This window comes from Cohnella hashimotonis (assembly GCF_030014955.1).
Taxonomy (GTDB): Bacteria; Bacillota; Bacilli; order Paenibacillales; family Paenibacillaceae; genus Cohnella; species Cohnella hashimotonis.
On sequence record NZ_JAGRPV010000001.1, the window covers coordinates 6108818 to 6130423 of the forward strand.

The 21606-nt window shown below is 59.8% G+C and carries 15 protein-coding genes and 1 other annotated feature; of the genes, 5 read left to right on the plus strand and 10 right to left on the minus strand.

Features of this window, described 5'->3' with window-relative positions:
* Positions 1 to 2559, plus strand: a complete 2559-nt coding sequence (locus KB449_RS24600) for a discoidin domain-containing protein (protein WP_282910890.1) — start codon at positions 1 to 3, stop codon at positions 2557 to 2559.
* Between the two features lie 73 nt (positions 2560 to 2632).
* Here KB449_RS24600 and melA read toward each other — a convergent pair whose 3' ends face one another.
* A complete protein-coding gene (gene melA / locus KB449_RS24605; protein WP_282910891.1) occupies positions 2633 to 3931 on the minus strand; it encodes an alpha-glucosidase/alpha-galactosidase in 1299 nt (432 codons plus the stop codon).
* Positions 3932 to 4068: 137 nt separating this feature from the next.
* Here melA and KB449_RS24610 point away from each other — a divergent pair, with 137 nt between their 5' ends.
* A complete protein-coding gene (locus KB449_RS24610; protein ID WP_282910892.1) occupies positions 4069 to 4923 on the plus strand; it encodes a helix-turn-helix domain-containing protein in 855 nt (284 codons plus the stop codon).
* A gap of 544 nt (positions 4924 to 5467) precedes the next feature.
* Here KB449_RS24610 and KB449_RS24615 read toward each other — a convergent pair.
* Positions 5468 to 7036, minus strand: a complete 1569-nt coding sequence (locus tag KB449_RS24615; protein WP_282910893.1) for a 2-isopropylmalate synthase — start codon at positions 7034 to 7036, stop codon at positions 5468 to 5470.
* Between the two features lie 92 nt (positions 7037 to 7128).
* Positions 7129 to 7362, minus strand: a binding site (T-box leader).
* A gap of 484 nt (positions 7363 to 7846) precedes the next feature.
* Between KB449_RS24615 and KB449_RS24620 the strand changes: the two genes are divergently transcribed.
* The gene (locus tag KB449_RS24620; RefSeq protein ID WP_282906615.1) at positions 7847 to 8167 is read left to right on the plus strand and encodes a transposase; all 321 of its coding nucleotides are present in this window, start codon (positions 7847 to 7849) and stop codon (positions 8165 to 8167) included.
* Between the two features lie 11 nt (positions 8168 to 8178).
* Complete coding sequence (locus tag KB449_RS24625; RefSeq protein ID WP_282912706.1) at positions 8179 to 9099, plus strand: IS3 family transposase; 921 nt, start codon at positions 8179 to 8181, stop codon at positions 9097 to 9099.
* Between the two features lie 292 nt (positions 9100 to 9391).
* Here the strand turns inward: KB449_RS24625 and KB449_RS24630 are convergent, their stop codons facing one another.
* The 8 genes from KB449_RS24630 to KB449_RS24665 form a co-directional block, all read right to left on the minus strand.
* Positions 9392 to 10936 (minus strand): diguanylate cyclase domain-containing protein, encoded by a 1545-nt coding sequence (locus tag KB449_RS24630; protein ID WP_282910894.1) that lies wholly within the window; start codon positions 10934 to 10936, stop codon positions 9392 to 9394.
* 181 nt (positions 10937 to 11117) lie between these two features.
* Complete coding sequence (locus tag KB449_RS24635; RefSeq protein WP_282910895.1) at positions 11118 to 12125, minus strand: aldose 1-epimerase; 1008 nt, start codon at positions 12123 to 12125, stop codon at positions 11118 to 11120.
* Positions 12126 to 12129: 4 nt separating this feature from the next.
* Positions 12130 to 13146 (minus strand): Gfo/Idh/MocA family protein, encoded by a 1017-nt coding sequence (locus KB449_RS24640; protein ID WP_282910896.1) that lies wholly within the window; start codon positions 13144 to 13146, stop codon positions 12130 to 12132.
* Positions 13147 to 13197: 51 nt separating this feature from the next.
* Positions 13198 to 14034, minus strand: a complete 837-nt coding sequence (locus KB449_RS24645; protein WP_282910897.1) for a carbohydrate ABC transporter permease — start codon at positions 14032 to 14034, stop codon at positions 13198 to 13200.
* Positions 14031 to 15008 carry a carbohydrate ABC transporter permease gene (locus KB449_RS24650; protein ID WP_282910898.1) on the minus strand — a complete coding sequence of 326 codons (978 nt, stop codon included), beginning with the start codon at positions 15006 to 15008 and terminating at the stop codon, positions 14031 to 14033. The genes KB449_RS24645 and KB449_RS24650 overlap by 4 nt, the downstream gene beginning before the upstream one ends.
* A gap of 60 nt (positions 15009 to 15068) precedes the next feature.
* The gene (locus KB449_RS24655; protein WP_282910899.1) at positions 15069 to 16451 is read right to left on the minus strand and encodes an ABC transporter substrate-binding protein; all 1383 of its coding nucleotides are present in this window, start codon (positions 16449 to 16451) and stop codon (positions 15069 to 15071) included.
* A 342-nt stretch (positions 16452 to 16793) separates the two neighbouring features.
* Entirely contained in the window at positions 16794 to 19058 is a 2265-nt protein-coding gene (locus KB449_RS24660; protein ID WP_282910900.1) for a helix-turn-helix domain-containing protein, read from the minus strand.
* Between the two features lie 44 nt (positions 19059 to 19102).
* Positions 19103 to 20194: a DUF3048 domain-containing protein gene (locus KB449_RS24665; protein ID WP_282910901.1), complete on the minus strand. Its 1092-nt coding sequence runs from the start codon at positions 20192 to 20194 to the stop codon at positions 19103 to 19105.
* Positions 20195 to 20449: 255 nt separating this feature from the next.
* Between KB449_RS24665 and KB449_RS24670 the strand changes: the two genes are divergently transcribed.
* Entirely contained in the window at positions 20450 to 21508 is a 1059-nt protein-coding gene (locus KB449_RS24670) for a LacI family DNA-binding transcriptional regulator (RefSeq protein WP_282910902.1), read from the plus strand.
* Positions 21509 to 21606: the final 98 nt, after the last annotated feature.

Below are 21606 nucleotides of genomic sequence, written 5' to 3' on the forward strand. Positions count from 1 at the left end.
ATGAAAAGAAAAGCAAGCCTGCGTGGACTGGCGTTGCTGTTGCTGCTCACGATCGCCTTTCCGACCAATGCGTTCGCGGTCGTGAACGGCTCGACGTCGGCCGGCTGGAACGTGTTCGACCCGTCTACGGGCGGCTCCTACCGGTACGGACCGTCGATGATCCTGAACGCGGACAACAGCATCGACATGTGGACCTGCTCGCCCGGCGCATCCGGCGCGTGGGACTACATTCGGTACAAGCACTCTCCCGACAACGGCGCAACCTGGGGCAGCGAGTCCGTCGCCCTGCAGCCGACGGCCGGCGCGCGCGATGCCTACTCGGTATGCGATCCCGGCGTCGTCAAGTTCGGCGGCTACTACTATATGGGCTATACGTCCACGGAAAACGTCAACGGAACCGACAACGACGTCTATGTCGCGCGGTCGGCAAGCGTTACCGGGCCTTGGGAAAAGTGGAACGGCAGCGGTTGGGGCGGCACGTCCCCCCAGCCGTTCATCGTCTTCGACGACGCGCCGATTGACACGTATGGCGCCGGCGAGCCGAGCTTCGTCGTCAAAAATTCCACGCTCTATATTTACTACACCTGGATGAGCCGCGATCCGTCCACCGGCAAGCCGGTCAATCAGACGCGCGTGCGTACGGCTTCGACGACCAACTCCAACTGGCCGGGCAGCATGACGTATCAAGGCGTCGCCATTAACCGCGATCTGGACGGAGACGATTCGACCGATCACAAGTACGTTCCTTCGATGAACAAGTTTATCGCAATCGGGACAGCCAGGCGTTTCGGTCCTTTCGCCTACATCAAGCTGTACGAATCGGCGGACGGCATCACGTACAAGCCGGCGACCCTGCCTAAGAACTTCATCAGCGTCGCGGCCCACAACGCGGGCATCACCGGCAACGAGCTCGGACAATTCGATACGACGAAAAACAATCGGATCGCCTACGCTTACGGCACCGTTTGGGCTTACTGGTACACCGCGATGAATCCGATCACGCTGACCGACAGCGCGCTGCCAGCGGTGCCGATCATTAGCGCCGCAATCGCCGGCAACGGCCAGACGACGCTGCACTTCCGCACGTCCGGCGTCGCTGGAGAGACTTACAAAGTCAAATACGGCACCGCCAGCGGCAGCTATACGTCGACGTTGACCGGCATCTCCTCCAGCCCTTATACGGTCACCGGACTGACGAACGGTACGCCCTATTACTTCACGGTCGTCGCGAGCAACGCGAGCGGCGACAGCGGCAACGCGCAGCAAGTGAGCGCCACGCCGCTCGCGTTGACGGCGAGCCCGCGCAGCGGCGTGACCGTATCCAGCCAGATCGCCGGCTGGGAGGCTTCGAAGGCGATCGATGCGGATCCGAACACGACGTGGTCGAGCGCAGGCCACTCGAGCAACGCAAGTACGGAATGGGTCACGGTCGATACCGGCGCTTCACGCATGATTCAACGCGTCACGCTGACGCCGCGGCAGCCCAACGAGCTCTCGTATCCAAGCAAATTTAATATTCAGGTCAGCACGGACAACGCTACCTGGGTGAATGCGGACTACGATATCCGGCAATATCGGATCGAGTCGCCGGCCCGGAACGTATATGATTTTAACGAACCGCTCTACGGCAGGTATGTGCGCGTCTATGCGACCGAGCTGGGTCACGACGAAAATCAGCCTTGGGGCTTTCAGCTTCAGCTGGGAGACGTGAAGATCGAGGAGATTCCGTACGGCACCTCGCAGTCGTCCGCGATCGCGGGCTGGGAAGGCGCCAAGGTATTGGACGGCAACCAGACGACGGTTTGGTCGAGCAACGCTCATAGCGCGGCCGCCTCCGCGGAATGGCTCGCCATCGATTTGGGCGCGGCAAGACCGATTGGAGCGGTCAAGGTGACGCCTCGCCTATCTGGCGTGGCTTTCCCCGTCGACTTCAAGTTCCAGTCGAGTGTCGACGGCACGACGTGGACGGACATCGCGGGCGCTTCGTATATCGGATATGCCAATCCAGGCTCCGCGGCGCAGACGTTCAAATTCGGCAGCGGCGTCACCGCCCGATACGTGCGCATGTACGCAACCAAGCTGGGCGCGGACGATTACGGCAATTACTATATGCAGATCGCCGACATGAGGCCAGACACGCTGCCGCCGCGCACGTCGGCTTCTTCTTCCTCCATCGCCGGCTGGGAGACCGCAAAGATCGCGGATGGACAAAACGACACGTACTGGTCGAGCGCCGGCCATACTGCGGCTGCCGCTACGGAGTGGGCGTCGATCGATACGGGCAGCGTGCAGAGCTGGAGCGGCCTGCGCATCCGCCCGCGTCCGGACGCCGGCTTCCCGGTCAACTTCAAGCTCCAATCGAGCGTCGACGGCACGAACTGGACAGATATCGTCGGTCATGATTACATGGATTACTACAATCCGAAAAGCACGACGCAAGTATTCCCGTTCAGCAGCCTGGTATCGGCCCGCTACTTCCGGATGTATGCGACCAAGCTGAGCGCCGATTCCTTCGGCAACTACTACATGCAGCTCGCCGAGATCATCGCCGATCATTGAACGCAGTTACGCAGCAACAGGCCCATGCGCATTGGCATGGGCCTGTTTGATGTTCGACTCCGGCTTGCAAAAATCAACGGAACTTCGGCAGCCAGTCGCCGTGCGCTTCGATCAGGTCGTCGCACAGGGAGACGATGTCGTCCATCGACAGTTCGGCGGACGTGTGCGGATCAAGCAGGGCGGCGTGGTAAATGTGCTCCTTTTTGCCCGTCACCGCGGCTTCGATCGTGAGCAGCTGGGTGTTGATGTTCGTCCGGTTGAGCGCGGCCAGCTGTGGCGGCAGGTCGCCCACGTACGTCGGCGTCACGCCCGAAGCGTCGACCAGGCACGGCACCTCGACGCAAGCTTCCTTCGGCAGGTTGGTGATGAGGCCGGTGTTCATGACGTTGCCGCCGATCTTGAACGGCACGTTCGTCTCCATCGCGTCGAAAATGTAGGAGGCATACTCATGCGAGCGCTCGTGCGAGAGGCTCGCGTTGTTCACGATGCTGTCGCGCATCTCGCCCCACCGCTTGATCTGGTCGATACAGCGGCGCGGATACTCGTCAAGCGGGATGTTGAAGCGTTCGATCAGCTCCGGATAGTTTTTCTTGATAAAGTACGGGTGGTACTCGGCGTTGTGCTCGCTCGACTCCGTCACATAGTAGCCGAACTTCAGCATCAGCTCGTAGCGCACCATGTCGTGGTGCTTTTCCTTTTGCTTTTCCGCCGCGCGGCGCTTGATCTCCGGATACAGGTCGACGCCGTCCTTGGTCACTTCGAGCAGCCAGGCCATATGGTTGATGCCCGCGATGCGCGACCGCACGCCTTCCTTCTCCATGCCGAGTCCGTCAAACAAATGATCGACGCACACCTGCACGCTGTGGCAAAGACCGACCGTTTTCACGCCGCCATGGGTATTCATGACGTTGGTCAGGACAGCCATCGGATTCGTATAGTTGAGGAACCAGGCGTCCGGACATACCTCGCGAATGTCGCGGGCGAAGTCCATCATGACCGGAATCGTGCGCAGATTGCGGAAAATGCCGCCGATGCCCAGCGTGTCCGCGATCGTCTGGCGAAGGCCGTATTTCTTCGGCACTTCGAAGTCGGTAATCGTGCACGGATCGTAGCCGCCGACCTGAATGGCGTTGACGACGTACTTGGCGCCGCGCAGCGCTTCCTTGCGGTCGGAATAGGCGACGATACGGCACTTGCTGCCGTTGGAAGCCTGGATGTTGCGAAGCATGCTCTCGGATTCCTTCAGCCGCTCCGGATTGATATCGAACAACGCCAGCTCAAAGCCCTGAAGCGAGGGCACGAGCATGCTGTCACCCAGTACATTTTTGACGAATACCGTACTGCCCGCTCCGAGGAACGTGATCTTGGACATGAGAAATTAGCCTCCCTGATTCCCGGTAGTATTAAGCCTATCTGCGATTTATAATAAATAAAAAGCGCTTCCGAGAATATGGAACAATACGTTCAACTTATGGAATAATGTAGTCTATCATGTGGAGGGTAATCATCATGTCCAATCCGTTCAGCCGCACGTCCGTGCATCCGAATCCCCGCGCGTCCGCGACATTGTCCGTTCTGTTCGCGGGACACTCGCAGACCGAGCCTGAGCATCGGATGGGACCGCAGAAGCTGGACCACTTCCTCATCCATACGGTCGCCGAGGGCAAAGGCTGGTACAGATGCCGCGACAGGCACTATGACCTCGGGGAAGGCGATAGCTTCGTCATTTTTCCGGGCGAGATGTACGTCTACGAGTCGGACAAGGAACGGCCGTGGCGGTATCGCTGGATCGCCTTCCACGGTCCCGATGCCGAGCGCTGGCTCGCCGCGGCGGGCGTCGACGCGCTGCATCCCATCGTGCGGGGCGGCAGCGAAGAAGCGCTGCGCGCGATGCGGGCGGTGGACGGCGCGTTCGCCAAAAAAAGCTGGACCGCCGAATGGGAGGCGGAGGGCTGGCTGCGGCTTGCGTTCGCGGCATGGGCCAGGGCGAACCGCCCGGCCGGACCGGCTGCCGGCGCCGAACCGCGCAGCCTCTCCGCCGTCGAGGCGGACCGGGCCGCGCGCTGGCTGCAGGCGCAACAGTCGGATCCCTCCGTCACGATCGCGCGGATGGCCGCCGAGCTCGGCTACCACCGCACGCATCTGACGAAGCTGTTCAAGCGGGAGACGGGCATGACGCCTGTCGCCTACCTGCAGCAGCTGCGCATCGAGCGCGCCAGCTCGCTGCTCGCCGAGCCGCTCTCCGTCGAAGAGGTCGCCCTGTCCGTCGGATACAGCGACCCGCTTTACTTTTCCAAGTCGTTCAAGAAGCTGACGGGCCAGACGCCTTCGGAATATCGGCGGCGAGTACGGGCGGGAGACTAAGCGAACAGTCATTACCGAAACCAAGACGCCTTTTTTCGAGAATACATTTCTGCAAAAATCTGAATTTCTTTGCCTTAATCCGCTCACCATCCGTACTCCCGCGAAGCATATCGGCAATTCATACCGCTATCCTTCCACCGCACGTACTCCCGCGAACCCATAGCGGCAATTCATGCCGTTATCCGCCCACCGCTCGTACTCCCGCGAACCCATAGCGGCAATTCATGCCGCTATCCGCCCACCGCTCGTACTCCCGCGAACCCATAGCGGCAATTCATGCCGTTATCCTTCCGCCGCACATACTCCCGCGAACCCATAGCGGCAATTCATGCCGTTATCCGCCCACCGCACGTGCTCCCGCGAATCCATAGCGGCAATTCATGCCGTTATCCGCCCACCGCACGTACTCCCGCGAATCCATAGCGGCAATTCATGCCGCTATCCGCCCACCGCCCGGGTATTTAAATTTAATCCGCTAACCCGCAAGCAAACGGGCAGCCGCGCATCCCTCCGGACGACCATCGCGACTGCCCCACTCCCTTTCCTAGCCGATTTCCACCGCCGCTTCCTCGCCCGGCGCCGAATCGAGCACGATGGCATTAATGCCGTTCAGGAACGCCAGCGCGCTCGCCTTGATAATATCGGTGTCCATCGCCCGCCCGGCGTACGTCTTGCCGTCGTATTCAAGCTGGATGTTCACCCGGCCGACCGCTTCTTCCCCTCTGGAGAGGCTGTTGATCTTGTAATGCTTCAGCCGCACCTCGAAGCCCGCGAGCTCCCGGATGACGCCGTACAGCGCGTCGATCGGGCCGTCGCCGACCGCGCTGCCCTTGAGCGCTTCCGCACCTCTCCGCAGCTTCACCGTGGCGGTCGGACACAGCTCGTTCGTAACGACCTGGAACGACTCCAGCTCGAACAGGCGCGCGGCGACCGCTTCGTCCTTCGGCTGCGCTTCGCGGTGACCGTTCACGAGCGCGAACACGTCGTGATCGTACACTTCCTTGCGCGCGTCGGCGAGCGCCAGGAACTTCTCGAACAGCGCCTCGAAGTCGGCGTCGTCCTTCGGCTCGAAGCCCATGCGCGCCGCGGCGTGCTTGAACGCGTGCCGGCCGGACCGCGCAGTCAGCACGAGCTCCATGCTCTCGGCCCCGACCTCCTCGGGCGACATGATCTCGTACACGCGCTTATCCTTCAGCAAGCCGTCCTGGTGAATGCCGGAGGAATGGGCAAACGCATTTTCGCCGGTAATCGCCTTGTTGACCTGCACGTCGAGACCCGTCAGGTGCGTCAGCAGCTTGGACGTCGGAAGCAGCTCCGTCGTGCGGACGTTCGTGGAGCACCCAAACAGCGCCTCTCGCACCTTCAGCGCCATGACGACCTCCTCGAGGGACGTGTTGCCGGCGCGCTCGCCCAGGCCGTTCACCGTGACTTCGACCTTATCCGCGCCGCCCCGGATCGCGCTCAGCGTGTTCGCCGTCGCGAGGCCCAGATCGTTGTGGCAGTGAACGCTCAGGATGACGCGTTCGTCGAGATTTTTGAGCCGTTCATTGATACGCCGGATCAGCTCGCCGAACTCATGCGGCTCCGCGTAGCCGACCGTGTCGGGCACGTTAATCATCGTGGCGCCGGCCTTGACGACCGCCTCGATCGTGCGCCACAGATAGTCGAAATCGGATCTCGACGCGTCTTCGGTGGAATACTGCACGAGTGGCAGCAGCGACTTGGCGTAACGGACGGCTTCGACGCCCATTTCCATGACCGCGTCCTTCGAACGGTTGAATTTTTTCTCGACGTGAATGTTCGACGTGCCGAGCACGATATGAATGAGCGGCTGGTCCGCTTCCTTGATGCTCTCGTAGACGGCGTCAATGTCGCTCTTGACGGCGCGCGCCAGCGCAGTCACCGACATCTGGCGTCCGACCGCGCGGGTGACGGCTTGCACGGACTCGAAGTCTCCGCGGGACGATGCGGGGAATCCGGCCTCGACGATATCGACCTTCAAGCGTTCCAGCTGACGGGCGAATTCGACCTTCTGCACGGCGTTCAGCTTGGCGCCAGGCACTTGCTCCCCGTCTCTTAACGTGGTATCCAATACGATAATTTTGCGGCTCATGGGATATCCCCCTCAGGTTTTATAATGGGAAATCTATGTGAAGCAGGCTCGTTTAAACCCGGAATTTAAACGACAAAAAACCCCGTCTCTGTTATAGAGACGGGGTTTAACCCGCGGTACCACTCTAATTCGTTCCCGACATGCGGAAACAATCTCGTTCGATGGCCAACACCATCTATCCTTGTAACGGCGGAATCCCGGTTTACCCTACATATCAGGCAACTGTTCATAGAGGAGTTCAACGTGATCCGCGCTGCCGTTTCGCACCAACCAACGGCTCTCTGAAAGGCGTCTTCACATCTACTGGTTCTAATCAACACATTTGGCTTATGAAGTTATCGGTAATTATAGGCCGCGTGGGAAGCGGTTGTCAACAGGCATTTATCATGCCCTGCCTACAACGGTTTAATTCATCAAACTGGATCGCGGAGGGTCGGCCAATCGTAGGCAGATCGGTGGCTCGTCGGTGGCTCGTCGGTGACTGGTCGGTGGCTCGTCGGCGGCTCGGCGGCGGCTCGTCGGCGGCTCGTCGGTGGCTCGTCGGCGGCTCGTCGGCGGCTCGTCGGCGGCTCGTCGGCGGCTCGTCGGTGGCTCGTCGGCGGCTCGTCGGTGGCTCGTCGGTGGCTCGCCGTTAATAGTTGGACTATCGTCGCCCCGTTGTTCTTTCGCCGCAATGCCTGCAAATATGCATCTTTTTACGCCGAGATCGCCCCTTTTGGGCAAAAAAGATGCAAAAACTCCTAGGCCCCCTAATCGAATTGGAGTCCCCCCCTACAATGATTTAAACTAGGGATAAGGGAGATGAGCGGGATGGGAAAAAGGTTAAAGGAAGAAACACGGCTTAGAATTGTTAAGGAAGCATTGGCTGGGGTTAAGGTGGGGGTGCTTGCTCGCATGTACGACATTCACCCCGAAACCATTCGTTTGTGGATACGCGAGCATCGTGACTTTATTCCACCGGAGGACATTCCCTCGGCAGACGAGCATTTGCAAGAAATCCAGCGGTTGCAGGAAGTCGAGCAGCGGTATGACAGAGCGGTTAAAGCGCTTGGTGAAAAAGAACTCGAAATTGAAATTCTGCGTGAACTGCTAAAAAAAACAACCCCCGTTTATCCGAAAAATTCGAAGTAGCAGAACCATTTATTAAACGGGGGGAGCCTGTAGCACGGGTTCTGCGCATTCTCGAGTTGAATGAGTCCACCTATTATGAGCGGCGTAAGCGTGCCGCTCAGCCTGACGCAGAACGCGTCGAGCCGGTCCGCAGGGGACGCCCTGTGCCCGGATACGCCTACAACGAATCGGGCGAGAAAGTCTGCGACGAGCAAATCCAGGAATGGCTGTTGCTACTGCTGGAGGGCGAAGAGCACGTCTATGGCTATAAGCTGTTAGCGCGCTGTATTCGCAAGCAGTACGGGGTGAAGCTGAACAAGAAAAAGGCTTATCGCATGTGCAAGGCACTCGGCATTCTTCAAAAAAAGCGGCAACGCCTACAGACGCATCCTCGGCGATTGCCGAGAAATCACACCATCACCGCATCGAATCAACTTTGGCAAATGGATATCAAATATGGCTATGCCTTGGGTCAGGAGCGTTTCTTTTTCGTACTCAGCATCATCGACGTGTTCGACCGCGTCGTCGTAGGGCAATACCGCGGCCCTGTTTGCGAGGCCAAGCACGCGGTGCAGACCCTGGGGATCGCGCTGCAGCAGCGCCTTCAGCCGGGTGAAGCACTGCCTATCATCCGCACGGACAACGGCCCCCAGTTCGTCAGCAAGCTGTTTCAAGACATGTGCGAGTGCTGGGACATGGTCCATGAACGGATTCCGCCGCGGACACCGAATATGAATGCCTACATCGAGTCTTTCCACAGCATCCTTGAGCGTTGTTTGTTTAGCAATCGTACATTCATGACGCTGGAGGAAGCTTATGAAGCGCTCGACCAATTCATGGATTTTTATAACAACCGTAAGATGCACGGCAGCCTAAAAAACATGGCTCCAACAGCGTTCGCAGCGTGGGTTAAGACATTGGACGATGCTTCAGCCTTTTACAGATCGGTGTAATCGCTTGAAATAACGAGCTGCGCTATGAAATTGGAATCATTGTAGGGTATGACTCCAGTTTTAGGGGGCCTAGCCGAAAATGCATCTTTTTTCCTCCGCCAGCTTAATTTTCGGCATGTGCTTCGGATTTGCCTGCACATTTGCAGGTATTTCATCAACTGTCCCTGGGCTGCGGAAAATACATGTAGAAATGCAGGTTTTTGCCCCGCCAAACTTCCGAAAGGCTCCGGCACGCTGAATACGCGCTAACCGGCACACCCACCCCTCAGCCCCTCATTTTAAGGTACGCCGTCTACTGCCGTCCCGCCATCCCATAATCGTTGCGGCTGCGCCGTTTCACCGCGTACATCGCCTTATCCGCGCCGTGCATCAACGCGTCGCCGTCCACGCCATCCTGCGGATAGAGGCTTGCGCCGATGCTCATCGCGATCGGGATCTCCTGCCCCTCGCAGATCAGCCGGCTGGCCGCGACGGACGCGCGCAGACGCCGGATCGTCTCTTCGAGCGCCTCGCCCGACGCTACCTCCGGCAGCAGCAACACGAATTCGTCTCCGCCCAGCCTTGCCGCCAGCCCCCGATCCGCGACAGCCTCCCGGAGCAGCCTTGACGTATGCAGCAGCGCCTCGTCTCCGGCCTTATGCCCGTACTTGTCGTTGATATCCTTGAAGTAGTCCAGGTCGATCAGGACAATGCCCATCAGACCGCCCCGCCGCCTCGCTTCGGCCACTGCCGGTTCCAACCTCTCGTAAAAATACCTGCGATTCGGCAGCCGCGTCAGCGGATCGTGATAGGCGAGGTACCGGATCTCCTCCTGGTACTCCCGCTGGGCCGTCACGTCCCGCACGATCAAGAGGATGTGCGGCTCGTTGTCCACCATGATATAGTCGCCGTCCAGCAGCACGTCCAGGCGTTTGCTCGCACCCTGCACGGTCGCTTCATAGCCTTTAATCTCGCGGGTATCGCGCATCTGCTCGCTGACCACGGTCTTCATCAGCGAGTAAAACGCCTCGCGGTCCTCGCGCATGTCGCCGACCAACTGCTCCGCTGCCGGATTCGATTCGCGAACCGTACCCGACCGGTCCAGCAGCACAATAGCGGCCGGATTCAGATGAAACAGCTTCTCGTAGCGCTTGTCCACGAAATTCAGAAAGTCGTGACGCCTCATCGTCAGCCTCAAAGTGAAGCACCATAGCAGCCCGCAATAAATATAGGGATACGGAGGCATGAACGAGCCGTAGCTGAAGAGCCCGAACGCGATAATCCAGAGCGCCGTAACGACAACGCCCCAGGTCGTCAGCGTATACAAAGACTTCAGCTCGGCTGAAGCCGCGCGAGCCCTGGCCTTCAGCAGCGGGAACAGGTACAGCAAACTCACCAGCGTGCTGACGATCAACGCAATATAGTACGAAGGATTATAGACCGGCTGCTTCCACATCCCGCTCTCCACGAAGCGCTGGGTGGAGATGATCTCCTCCGCGCCGAAAATCGAGATCAGCGGAAACAGCGCCGGCACATAAAAAACGTAGGGATAGAGGAATCGCGGCATTCGCTTGTCCATCCCCGTCAGTTTGGCGGTAAAATGAAAGCCCAGACCGGGAATCAGGATGCCCGTATTGCTGAACCACAAGGCGGCCAGCGCGGGACTATAGGAGATCGGAAGCAGTTGGCGGACGTACTCCTCCAGAAACAGCGAGGAATAGCACAGCGTTATAAGACTGACCAGCCGGTGCTCCGTTTTTTTCGAATTGCGGATCAGCACGTCGAGCCCCATGCAAATGAATAGCGCAAGAGGAAGAAGATGCGTGAATAGCGGTATGAGAGCTTGCTGCAGGCTCATCGTGTCCTCATTTCTTTCAAGCCGAAAAGGACTGAATGCGAAAATAAAGGAAGTGGCTTCATTTTATCGCATAAATCGACAAAGTGTCCATTCCTCGATCAAGCGTCTGCGCCAGGATTAGACAAAACCCCCGGCGTTACGACATTGCCGCAACGCCGGGGGTTTCCGCTTTCCCGCTATTCTATGACTCTTCTGCCCGATACGGCTCCACGACAATGCTGCTAGCTGCCGATACGGACGCGTACGGCGCGAGCGCTTGCAAGCCCGTCGCCTCCGGCGGCAGCGCCAGATTAAACGCATTGGTCACGCAAGTATACGGCTCGGGGCACACGAAGCCCTGCCGGCCGTCGCCGTTGTGGAGCACCCATGTGCCGAAGGCGCGATCCGCGCGATAGCGCACGCGGATGCCGGCGTCCGGATCGGTCAGCACCGCTTCGTTAGCGCTGTCGCCGGCGGCCTCGAAGACATCGTCCAAGGCAACGCCGGCGAGCGGCATCCCCTGCCGGAGCTGCGCTGCCCGCTCATCCTCGACCAACTCGCCCGTCGGCAGGAAACGCTCGTCCAGCCGCCATCTGCGGCCGACCGGCGCCGAGAACGTGCACGAATCCGGTGACGAAGCCGCACCCAGCGGAAAGTTAAACGCCGTGTGATAGCCAAGCCCCCACGGAAACGCGGCATCGCTCTCGTTGTGCAAGTCGATTCGCTGAACGAGCGCGTTCCCCTGCAGCTCGACCCGCATGACGAGGCGGAAGCGGTGCGGGAACTGCGCCGCCACCGACGGATAATGCGCAGAGTCGAACGCCGTGACCAGCCTCGCGCTCTCTTCGTCCCGGCCGCAGGAGACGACCTCCCACGCCTTGTCGTGCACGAAGCCGTGCGCATGTGAGCCGGTCACCGGATCGTTGATGTCGAGCCGGTAGGCTCTGCCTCCGAATTCGAACGTGCCGCCGGCGATGCGGTTCGGCGGAAACAGCACCGGAATACCGTACAGCATCGGCGCGGACTCGTACGCCTCGACCGACGCAGGCGTATGCAGCAGCTCCGTACTGGTCGTCTTGCAGCGTAGCGAGACGACGCGGCTGCCCAAGGCGGGGACGATCGTCGCCTGCAGACGATCGTTCTCGATCAGGACGCCGGGCCGTCCCAGCCAGGCGACGATGCGGCCGCCATAAATATCGTCCGGCCGCACGGCGTCAGATCCGTTCGACCGAGCCGCTCAGGACGGACCGGTGGATGGCATGCACCAGCTTCGTGTTGAGCAGGCCCGCGGCCGCGCCCGACTCCGGCTTCGTGCCGAGACGGACATGGTCGACGAACGCGTTCAGCATAAAGCTCGGCGCGGAGGTGAATTGGCCGTTGATCGGCGTGCCGAGCGTATGCATATGGCTGTAGACGCCTCCGGCCTTGCGCACCATCTGATCGGACAGGTCCACGTACAGCGCGCCGTCGTCCCCGATGATCTCGTACTTAAAGTCGTAGATCAGCGGCATCGACTCAGGCAGCACCCAACTGGTCGTGAACGTCGCATGCGTGCCGTCGTCGAAGCTGACGACCGACTGGATCGAATCGTACGTGTCGATGCCCATGCCGACGAGCTTCTTCTTCGTGCCGACGGCGTAGACGCTGACCGGCGTCGCGGTCTTTTTCAGCCACAGCGCGATATCCGTCGCATGCGGCAGCAGAAACCAGCCCGGCGACGAGCCCTTCGACCACTTGAGCATCTGCGTAGGAACGAAGATCGTATCGTTAAGACGCGCATTGATCGTGAGAATATCGCCGATCTCGCCGCGCTCGACCGCTTCCTTGACGGCGACGAACGGCGTATTCCAGCGGTTCTCGAACGCCACCATGCAGGTCACGCCGGCGCGGTCGACCGCCTCCCGCATTTCCTCGGCTTCCTCGACAGAAGTCGAGAACGGCTTTTCGACCATGAAGTGAAGCCCGTGCGCCGCCGCCAGCATGACCGGCTCCTTGTGGAGAAAGTCCGGCGTTGCGATGACGAGCGCGTCCAGCTGCTCCCCGGCGATCATCTCGCGAACGTCGGCATAGCCGGGAACGTTGTAGCGCGCCTTGCTCTTATCCAGCGTAGCTGCGAAGGCATCGCTGACGGCAACGAGCTCGGCAAACGGATTTTGCAGCAGCGTGTCCGCGAACAAGCTGCCCCGGATGCCCATGCCGACGATGCCAAATCTGATTTTTCCCTTTTCCATAGCCGATAGCCCCTCTTCTAGAACGTAAAATAATTGCCGCGTATGCCTGTATTACTTGACCGCGCCTGCCGTCATGCCGCTGACGAGATGCTTCTGCAGCAGCCAGAACGCGATGACGATCGGCAGCGTCGTCATGACGGAGCCGGCCATGAGATAGTCCCAATTGACGACATATTGCCCCTGGAAGCTGGCGATGCCGACCGAGAGCGTCCACTTGTCGTAGTCGCTGAGGAACGTCTGCGCGAACATAAACTCGTTCCAGCTCGTCAGGAAAGAGAAGACGGCCGTCACCACGAGTCCCGGCAGCGTCAGCGGCAGGATCACCCGGACGAACGTCGTCCAGCGCCCCGCACCGTCGATCGAGGCGGCTTCGTCGATGGCCGTCGACACGCTGTCGAAGTAGCCCTTGAGCATCCATGTGCAAAACGGAATCGCGATCGTCGCATACGCGATCACAAGGCCGAAATAGGAGTTCAACAGGTGGTAATCCTTCATGATGAGATATAGCGGGATAATGAGCAGTGAACCCGGCAGCATCTGCGTCAGCAGAATGATATAGCCGATGCTCATGCGGCCCCGGAACTGAAAGCGCGACATCGCATAGCCGCCCAGCGCGGACACGATCAGCGACAACACGGTCGTGAGCAGCGAGACGATGGCCGTATTTTTGAACCAGGAGATAAAGTTCACGTTCGGGTCGGCCTTCGCGTTCAGCATGCCTTTGTAGCCTTCCGCGTTCAGATGCTGCGGCAAATACTGCAGCGGCTTGCTGTAAATCTCGGCCTGCGGCTTGAGCGAGGTCAGGATCATCCAGACAAAAGGCGCGATTGCGAACAATGAAATCAGAACGGCGGCGATATAGACGATGGGCATGTTTCTTTTTTTCACGCCGATTCACCCGCCTTCGTAGCCTTCATGTAGAGCACGGTGAAGACGACCGAGATCAGCAGCAGGAACATGCCCGCCGCCGCGGCGAGACCGAAGTCGAACGACTTGAAGCCGGCCCGGTATATGAAAATCGTCAGCAGCTCCGTGGCGCGGCTCGGTCCGCCGCCCGTCAGCACGTATACGATGCCGAAGTCCTTGACCGTCCAGATGACCAGCAGCAGGAACACGATGACGGATACGGGCTTCAGCGCCGGCAGCGTCACGCTCGTGAACTGCTTCCAGGCCGAGGCCCCGTCGATGCTCGCCGCTTCGTAATGGTCCTTGGGAATGCCCTGCAGACCGGCGAGCAGCATAATGGCGGCGAACGGAAAGCCCTTCCACACATTGACGAACATCGCGGCCCATAGCGCCGTATTGGATTCGCCCAGGAAGGCCAGAGGGTTCGACAGAATGTTCATTTTGATCAAAACGTCGTTGACGACGCCGAATTGATAATCGAACATGAGGATAAAGACCAGGCAGGTGACAACCTCGGGGACCGCCCACGGGATGATGACCAGCGCACGGACGAGTCCGCGGCCCTTGAACGGCGTGTTAAGCAGTACGGCGGTACCGATGCCCAATACAAAGCGCAGGACGACCGTGACGAAAATGTACAGGAAAGTAATGCCTAGCGATTGCCAGAAATAGCCTGAGTCCATGACCGCCGCGTAATTATCGAATCCGACGAACGGATGCCCGTCCGCAATCGGCTTCGCGACTTTCCAATATTGAAAGCTCATCAGCGCCGCCTTCAGAATCGGATACAGCAGCACGAGCCCGACCGCCAGCGCGAGCGGCGCAATAAACAAATAGGCGGCCCTGTTCTGCTTCAGCCTTCGCCATTCGGAGCGCCAGAAACGCGAACGGCGGGGCGGGGCGGTCTGCTGCGTCGGCAAGGAGGGCTGTCCGAGAAGCGCGTTGTCGTTGTTCATTTCCTTCCTCCTCGCAGGCGTCGAATCCGGCGGCGGGAGCCGCCGGACCGGCCTGACGAATTAATTCATCGCTTTTTTCATCTCTTCCGCCGCCTTGTCGAGCGAAGACTTGGCGTCCTGCTTGGCGACAAACATATTTTGCGCATAGTTGATCAGCGTCTGGTTCAGCGTGCCGAGCTCGGGGATCGGCGGATCCATGACGGCCGGGGCGTACACGTTCTGCTGGAAGTCGAAAAATTGGGCGGCGAGCGGGTTCGCCTGGGAATAGGCGTCCGTGCCGGCATAAGCCTTGCTGCTCGGAATCATGCCGGACTGCGACACGATCTCCTGCGCTTCGGCGGAAGCCATCCATTTCAGGAAAGCCCAAGCCTCGTCGGGATACTTGCTGTTCGCGGAAATCATGGCGACGAGCGGATAATTATGCGGATTCGGCTTGTAGGTCTGGCCTTCGTATTCGACGGAAGGCTGCGGAATCAGGCCGAGATCGTCCATCAGCGCTGCGTCGCGCTCTCTTGTCATGCCGATGAACCACGGGCCGTCCATCATCATCGCGGCCTGGCCGTTCCAGAACATCTCGCGGCTGACCTTCTTGTCCCGCGTGCCCGGAGGCGTCGCTTGCGGATTGTTGATGAGGTCCTGCCACCATTCGGCCGCCCAGACGTTGGCCGGCGAGTTGACGTTGATCCGGTCGGCCGTATAAGGGCCGGATTCCCCGTCGGCGAAGAAAATGCCGCCCGACACCGGCCTCGCCACGAGACGATACCATTCGGAAGCGACGAACGGGTGCGAGCCTACGACGCTCGAAAATCCGTATTGATCGACCGTGCCGTCCCCGTCCGTATCTACGCCCAGCTTGATCGCGGCTTGCTTGAAGTCCTCCAGCGTCTTGATCGAAGCGGGATCGATGCCGGCCTTTTGGAACAGCGACTTGCGGTAAAAGATGCCAGTCGTGCCCCAGGCGTAATCGGATAACGCATAATAAGAGCCGTTTACCTTGCTGAGCTCCTGGCCGACGAGGTCCGTCTCCAGCTCCGTTCCTTTGATGCGGTCGTCCAGATTCAAGAAAGCGCCCTTTTCCCCCTGCAGCGCGTTGTAGGTCGCGATGTTTTCGGGATAAACCTGGACGATGTCGCCCTGCGTACCTGCGATGATCTCGGTGGTCAGCTTGTCCCAGAAGTTCTCGTAGTCCGTGCCGTGCACCGTGATTTCGACGTTGGGGTTCGATTCGTTGTACTTTTGGATCAAGGCGTCGATCGCTTTCTTGTGAGGCGCTTCCGCATAGACGGAAGTTTCGAAGGAAAGCTTGATTTTCTCCGCGCCCGCCGAGCCGCTTCCCGCCGCGTTCGCATCGTCTCCCCCGTTCGAGCATCCTGCCAGCGCGACCGTGCCGACCGCGCTAGCCGCCGTCAGCAGCGCCAGGCTCCTCTTGAATCTGTTTTTCATCGATTGACCTCTCCCTCTTCGTATCGATTGTCGACCTGACCAGCCTGCCGCCAAGTCGTGCCTTAATCAAATCATCGCCGACCGGCCCGCACAACAAACCATTTTCTCCGATCCAACCAATCGGACAATTTCATGTCATCGTAAGCGTTATTACGATGATACGTTTAATGACATGAACCAATCATACTTTTCATTGCCTTAACCAACCTAATTCCACCTGCCAACTTTTTTCCCCATGTCAAAAAAGCCCGTCGCATCAACATTCTTAAGCGTTCGATGGACAAAAACAAACAATCCGGCCGCGCATGAAAGCGTGACCGGATTGCCGATTGCAGCGGGTCGTTACCCCTGCTTTTCCTTGCGATAATCGATCGGCGGCACGCCTACGATTTTTTTGAACGTGCGAGCGAACGAGATCGGACTGCTGTATCCGATCCGCTCGGAGATCTCCTGGACCGGCAGGCTCGTCTCGGCGAGCAGCTGCTGGGCGTGACGGATGCGAAGGTCGATCAGAAAATCGACGAACTTCAGGCCGAACTCTTCCTTGAACAGACGGCTCAAATACTTGCCGCTGATGCCGAATTTCTCGCTGAGATAGTCCAGCGACAGCTCGGGCCGCGCGAAGTCGGACTCGATGAACGCCTTGACCTCCTTGATGAGCACGCCCTGATTCCGCGATTCGCGGGACTGCTCCACCCGCTCCTCGAACGCTTCGAGGGCCTCGAAAAAGGCGTGCGCGATGTCGCCCATCATCTCGACCTCGGCCAGCGTCTTGGCGAGCGCCGGCATGACGTCCGTGCTCCACAGGCGTCGGTACTCGGCACTCATGCCCTCCACAGCCCGGCCGAGGTTGAAGATCAAGTAATTCATGACCTGCCCGATATCCTCGCGCGACGCCCGGTCGAGCTCCATCTGCCGGATCAGCGAACGGAATTCCGCCCGCCACTTTGCGTCCGACAGACGCAGCAAGTCGACGATGCCGTCGATCCGCTGCAGGTGGCGGAACACCTCGCCCCGGCCGGTCGGTCCGCCCGTATGCTTCAGAATCCGATTGTTGCCTTCAATGGACTTGTATTGCAGCGCGGCGAGCGCTTCCTGGTAGGCATCGTGTATATTCTCCGGACGAACCGCGGGTTCTCCCAGCCCGATCGTCATCTCGAACGGCATGTCGTCCCGGATGCGCGCATGCCACTCCCCGATCAGCGCGGACATCGCCTCGTCCGGCTCATCCCCTTCGCTCATGAGCATGACCGCAAGCTGATTGGCCATCGTCCAGAGCATCCATACCCGGCAGCCGTCGGCCTTCTCCGTCAGTCCGCCCACGATCGACTCGACGGCCTTTTTCCATCCGTCCTGCTCCTCTTGGCTGTAAGTCCGCCGCCATTCCGCGCTCCGGTCGATCTCGAGGACGACGACGAACACTTTGCCGAACGCCGGATACATGCCGTGCTGCTCCGCCGTAGCCGCCCACTCCTCCGGTCCGACCTGGCGAATGCCCTCCAGCAGCCCGTACAGGTAAAAGTTCCGTTTGACCTCCAGGTCCTGCTGGAGCTGCAGCTGGAACCGGCTGTTCTGGTCGATCATGTTTTCCATCATCGAGTGAATATATCTGAATTCTCCGCCGTACCGCTCGTCGCCGTCCTTGACCGCTCCGCTGCCTGGCGAGTATCTCTCCAGCTGCGCGACCAGGTTGCGGATCGGACGGTAATTCTGCCGGGTCATCCAGACGATCCAGCCGAGCGCCAGCGCGCAGACGAGCAAGCCCAGCACAAGCCAGACGTTAAAGAGGGACAGCAGGAACGTAATCCACTTGCCGTCATTCCACTCGCTGACGAGGCGCCAGCCGGTATAGTCGGAAACAGATGCGGACGCAAGCGTCTTGTTGGCCTTCGGCGCAGCGGTTGACGGGTCTGTGTGAAACAAATCCTGCCCTGATCCGTCGTACAGGTGAAGCTGCGTGACCGAAGCGTCGTACATATCCCGGACGAGCTGCTGGAGGGAAGCCGCGTTGACATTGATGACGATCAGCCCGTAGCGGCCCGAGAAGATGGACACGCTCCGGGTCAGCGTCACGACCGGCGTCCCCGTCTCGGACGGGAGCTCCTTGTATAGTCGAAGATTAGACCATTTGCTGTTCGGCGACTTCAGGCTGGATTCGATAAAAGGCGCGTCCGGGTAACGGCTGAGCGGATAGGTCGTGCTCATGTTCAGGACCATGCGGTCGTCCGCCCGAACCATGTAGATCGAATGAATGAGCGGGTTGGCGATCTTGAGCTCGGCCAGCTCGTTCATAACGTTGACCTGCAGCGACAAATCGGCGGCCGTGGGCTCGGAAAAATACCGCAGCACGGTGCGATTGCGCAGCATTTCCAGCGTGATCTTCTGGTCGATCGCCGTCAGCGACGCGTCGACGACAAGCTGCGCCTGCCTGGTCACGTAGTCGTTGGTCTTGCGGGCGGCGTCCTGGTTGCGGCTGTTCAGAATCTGGAAAAAAATAAAAAACAGAAACGCGGTCAGGATAAAAAACGCCGGCAAGTAAGACAGCAGCATTTTGCCGAACCAGGTTCTGCTGCCGCCCGTTCTCTCTCTGCGAAGCTTAAAGCCCATCCTCTACGCCCCTTCTTCTGGCTGCGATTGCGGACATTGTGCGTTTATTCGTACGTTACATGACTCGCGAACCCGCCGTCCGTCGGCACCACGTGGTAGTAGGTCGTGCCCGGCAGGAACTTGAGCTCGCGGCCGTCCCGGTAGATGCGGATGATGTCGCCCGGCGCCCGCTTCCACTCGCAGGAGATCGCCCGTCCTTCCTGGAACAGCATCGCCTCGCCGCCGGATTTCAAGTCGATCTCGAGCCGGCCGTAATCGTCGTAGGCACGATGCTTGGCCGACAGAACGACGAGGTTCGCCGCCGTGAGCTGTTGCGAGTTGTTGAGATCGATATGCGGCTGATCGTTGACCGAGCGGGCGTATAGATGCGTGGATGCATCGTATCGGTAAGACACCTTGTAGTCCGACAATTGGAACTTAAGGTCGATCTGCGAAGCGGCCGGCTCCCCGATCACGTCCGGCGTCGGATCGAACTGCACCAGCGGCACGAGCGCCGTTTCGTCGTACTTCAACTTCCGCGCGCCCGTATACAGCTTTTCTTGCGTGGAATACAGGTTATGCGGCGCTTTACGGTCTTTGCTGCGGTAAAAGTAGGCGCCGGCATTGTTGATCTCGTCCATGTCGGCTTTGCCCGAGTGCTGCAGAATGGCGAGCGCGTCGTTGCTCGCGCCGGCGTGAACGAGGACGCCGCCGTAGGTTTCGCCGATGTCGATCAAGTAAGGACGGATGCTGCGGATCGGGCCGATCGGATCGTCGAACGTCTGGCTCTGGAAGATCGCGACGAGCCGCGTGATGCCTCCCTCTGCGAGGATCTCCCACACCGTGTCGGCATGCGTCAGGCCGGACTGGGGCCGGGCGGCCTTGAAGTTGTTGATCATGACGCTAAGCGGCCTTCGGGTGATGGCCTGCTCCGTCGGGAGGCCGGTGAGCGGGGCGAGGAATGCGGCTGTCGGATCGGCCGCGGAGGCGGTCGGCGCGGGCGAAGCCGAGGCAGACTGCGAAGCCGTCGCGGTATCGACCGGAGCCAGCGCGGGCTCGGCCTTGGAGCCGCAGCCGGTCGCAAGCGCGGCCAGCAACGATGCGGCGGTCAGCGCGAGCGCGGCGCGGCGCACTGGGCTGGGGTAGCGTAAAGTCATCCGTTATCCTCCATGTCGTCGGTCTGTGCGTTCCGAACTTGATTCTACTATTAAACCATAACCCGAACCGCTTGTCGCGGTCGCACGGTCCCGGGCAAGCGGGCATCCAGTCAGATCCTGTCGATTTCGCGGCGTGTGCAACGTTTGCGTATGTCGCGTTGCGAACCAACTGTGCTATAATGGGTGAAACCGGTTTTTCAAACCATTGATCGTTGAGGGAGAGGGATTTCGTTGCCGGAGGGAACCTCGCGGAAGGTGACTATACAGGATATCGCCGACGCCGCCCAAGTGGCCAAGTCGACCGTGTCCAAGGTCATTAACGATTCGCCAAAAGTATCGGACCAAACGAAGAGCCGGATCTGGGGCATCATCCGCGAGATGAATTACACGCCCAGCAGTCTTGCCACGCAGCTCGCCAAGCAGACGAGCCGGAATATCGGCTTGTTGATCGACTTATCCAGGGAGCATGAGTTTCTCGACCATTTTTTCTTCAATATAATAGGCGGTATCGAGAGCGCGCTCGTCGAGCGCAAGTACGAGCTCACGATCTCGAACATCCAGCAGCCCGACCGGCCAGAACAGCACTTTATGAAGCGTCTTGTTCTGAACCGGCGGGTGGACGGTCTGATCGCCAACAATTCGGTGCTGACCGAGCCGCTCTGCGAGGAGCTGCTGGCGCACCGCTTCCCGTTCATCTCGATCGGCGAGGTGCAGTCGCCGGTCAGCTGGGTGGACTTCGACAACGAAGCAGGCGGACATATGCTTGCGGCCCATCTGCTTGAGCGCGGCTACCGGCGCCTTGCTTTCTTCGCGGGCGAGCGCGACGAGAAGCTGTTCGTGCGGCGCTTCGGCGGCTTCGCCCGCGCGCTCGCCGAGGCCGGCTTGCCGGCGCCGGACGAAGCGGCCCTGCGCGGCCTCGCGGACACGGACTCCGGCTACGCGCTGGGTCTCAGGATGCTGGACCTGCCGGCTGGCGAGCGTCCGGATGCTGTCGTCTGCATGAGCAACTACGCCGCCTTCGGCCTGCTCAAAGCGGCCCGCGAGCGCGGCGTCGACGTGCCGGGCGGACTGGGGATCGCCGCCTTCGACGATTACCCGATGTCGCCGTATACGACGCCGCCGCTCACCTGCCTCAAGATCGACACGTTCACGCTCGGCGTGTCGGCCGGCGAGCTGCTTCTCGAGCAGCTGCGGGATCCCGATATGCCGCTACAGAAGCGCATGCTCGAGCCGCAGTTGATCGTGCGGGAGTCCACGCGATCGGAGACTGCGGCCGGCGGACAGGCGGTTGGATCCTCTGCGGCGGATTTCTAAGGCTGCAGAATCATAGTCGGGCCGGTTTAACGACTCTGCTTTTTGCCGAAGCCGCCCCTGCTTAGTCCGGATGCCGAAGGCCGCCTTTCCCGGCCCGG

Coding starts and splice junctions, on each gene's coding strand:
- KB449_RS24600 (WP_282910890.1), top strand. CDS start 1: ATGAAAAGAAAAGCAAGCCTGCGTGGACTGGCGTTGCTGTTGCTGCTC.
- KB449_RS24615 (WP_282910893.1), bottom strand. CDS start 7,036: ATGAGCCGCAAAATTATCGTATTGGATACCACGTTAAGAGACGGGGAG.
- KB449_RS24660 (WP_282910900.1), bottom strand. CDS start 19,058: ATGGGCTTTAAGCTTCGCAGAGAGAGAACGGGCGGCAGCAGAACCTGG.
- KB449_RS24620 (WP_282906615.1), top strand. CDS start 7,847: ATGGGAAAAAGGTTAAAGGAAGAAACACGGCTTAGAATTGTTAAGGAA.
- KB449_RS24665 (WP_282910901.1), bottom strand. CDS start 20,194: ATGACTTTACGCTACCCCAGCCCAGTGCGCCGCGCCGCGCTCGCGCTG.
- KB449_RS24650 (WP_282910898.1), bottom strand. CDS start 15,008: ATGAACAACGACAACGCGCTTCTCGGACAGCCCTCCTTGCCGACGCAG.
- KB449_RS24655 (WP_282910899.1), bottom strand. CDS start 16,451: ATGAAAAACAGATTCAAGAGGAGCCTGGCGCTGCTGACGGCGGCTAGC.
- KB449_RS24640 (WP_282910896.1), bottom strand. CDS start 13,146: ATGGAAAAGGGAAAAATCAGATTTGGCATCGTCGGCATGGGCATCCGG.
- KB449_RS24610 (WP_282910892.1), top strand. CDS start 4,069: ATGTCCAATCCGTTCAGCCGCACGTCCGTGCATCCGAATCCCCGCGCG.
- melA (WP_282910891.1), bottom strand. CDS start 3,931: ATGTCCAAGATCACGTTCCTCGGAGCGGGCAGTACGGTATTCGTCAAA.
- KB449_RS24630 (WP_282910894.1), bottom strand. CDS start 10,936: ATGAGCCTGCAGCAAGCTCTCATACCGCTATTCACGCATCTTCTTCCT.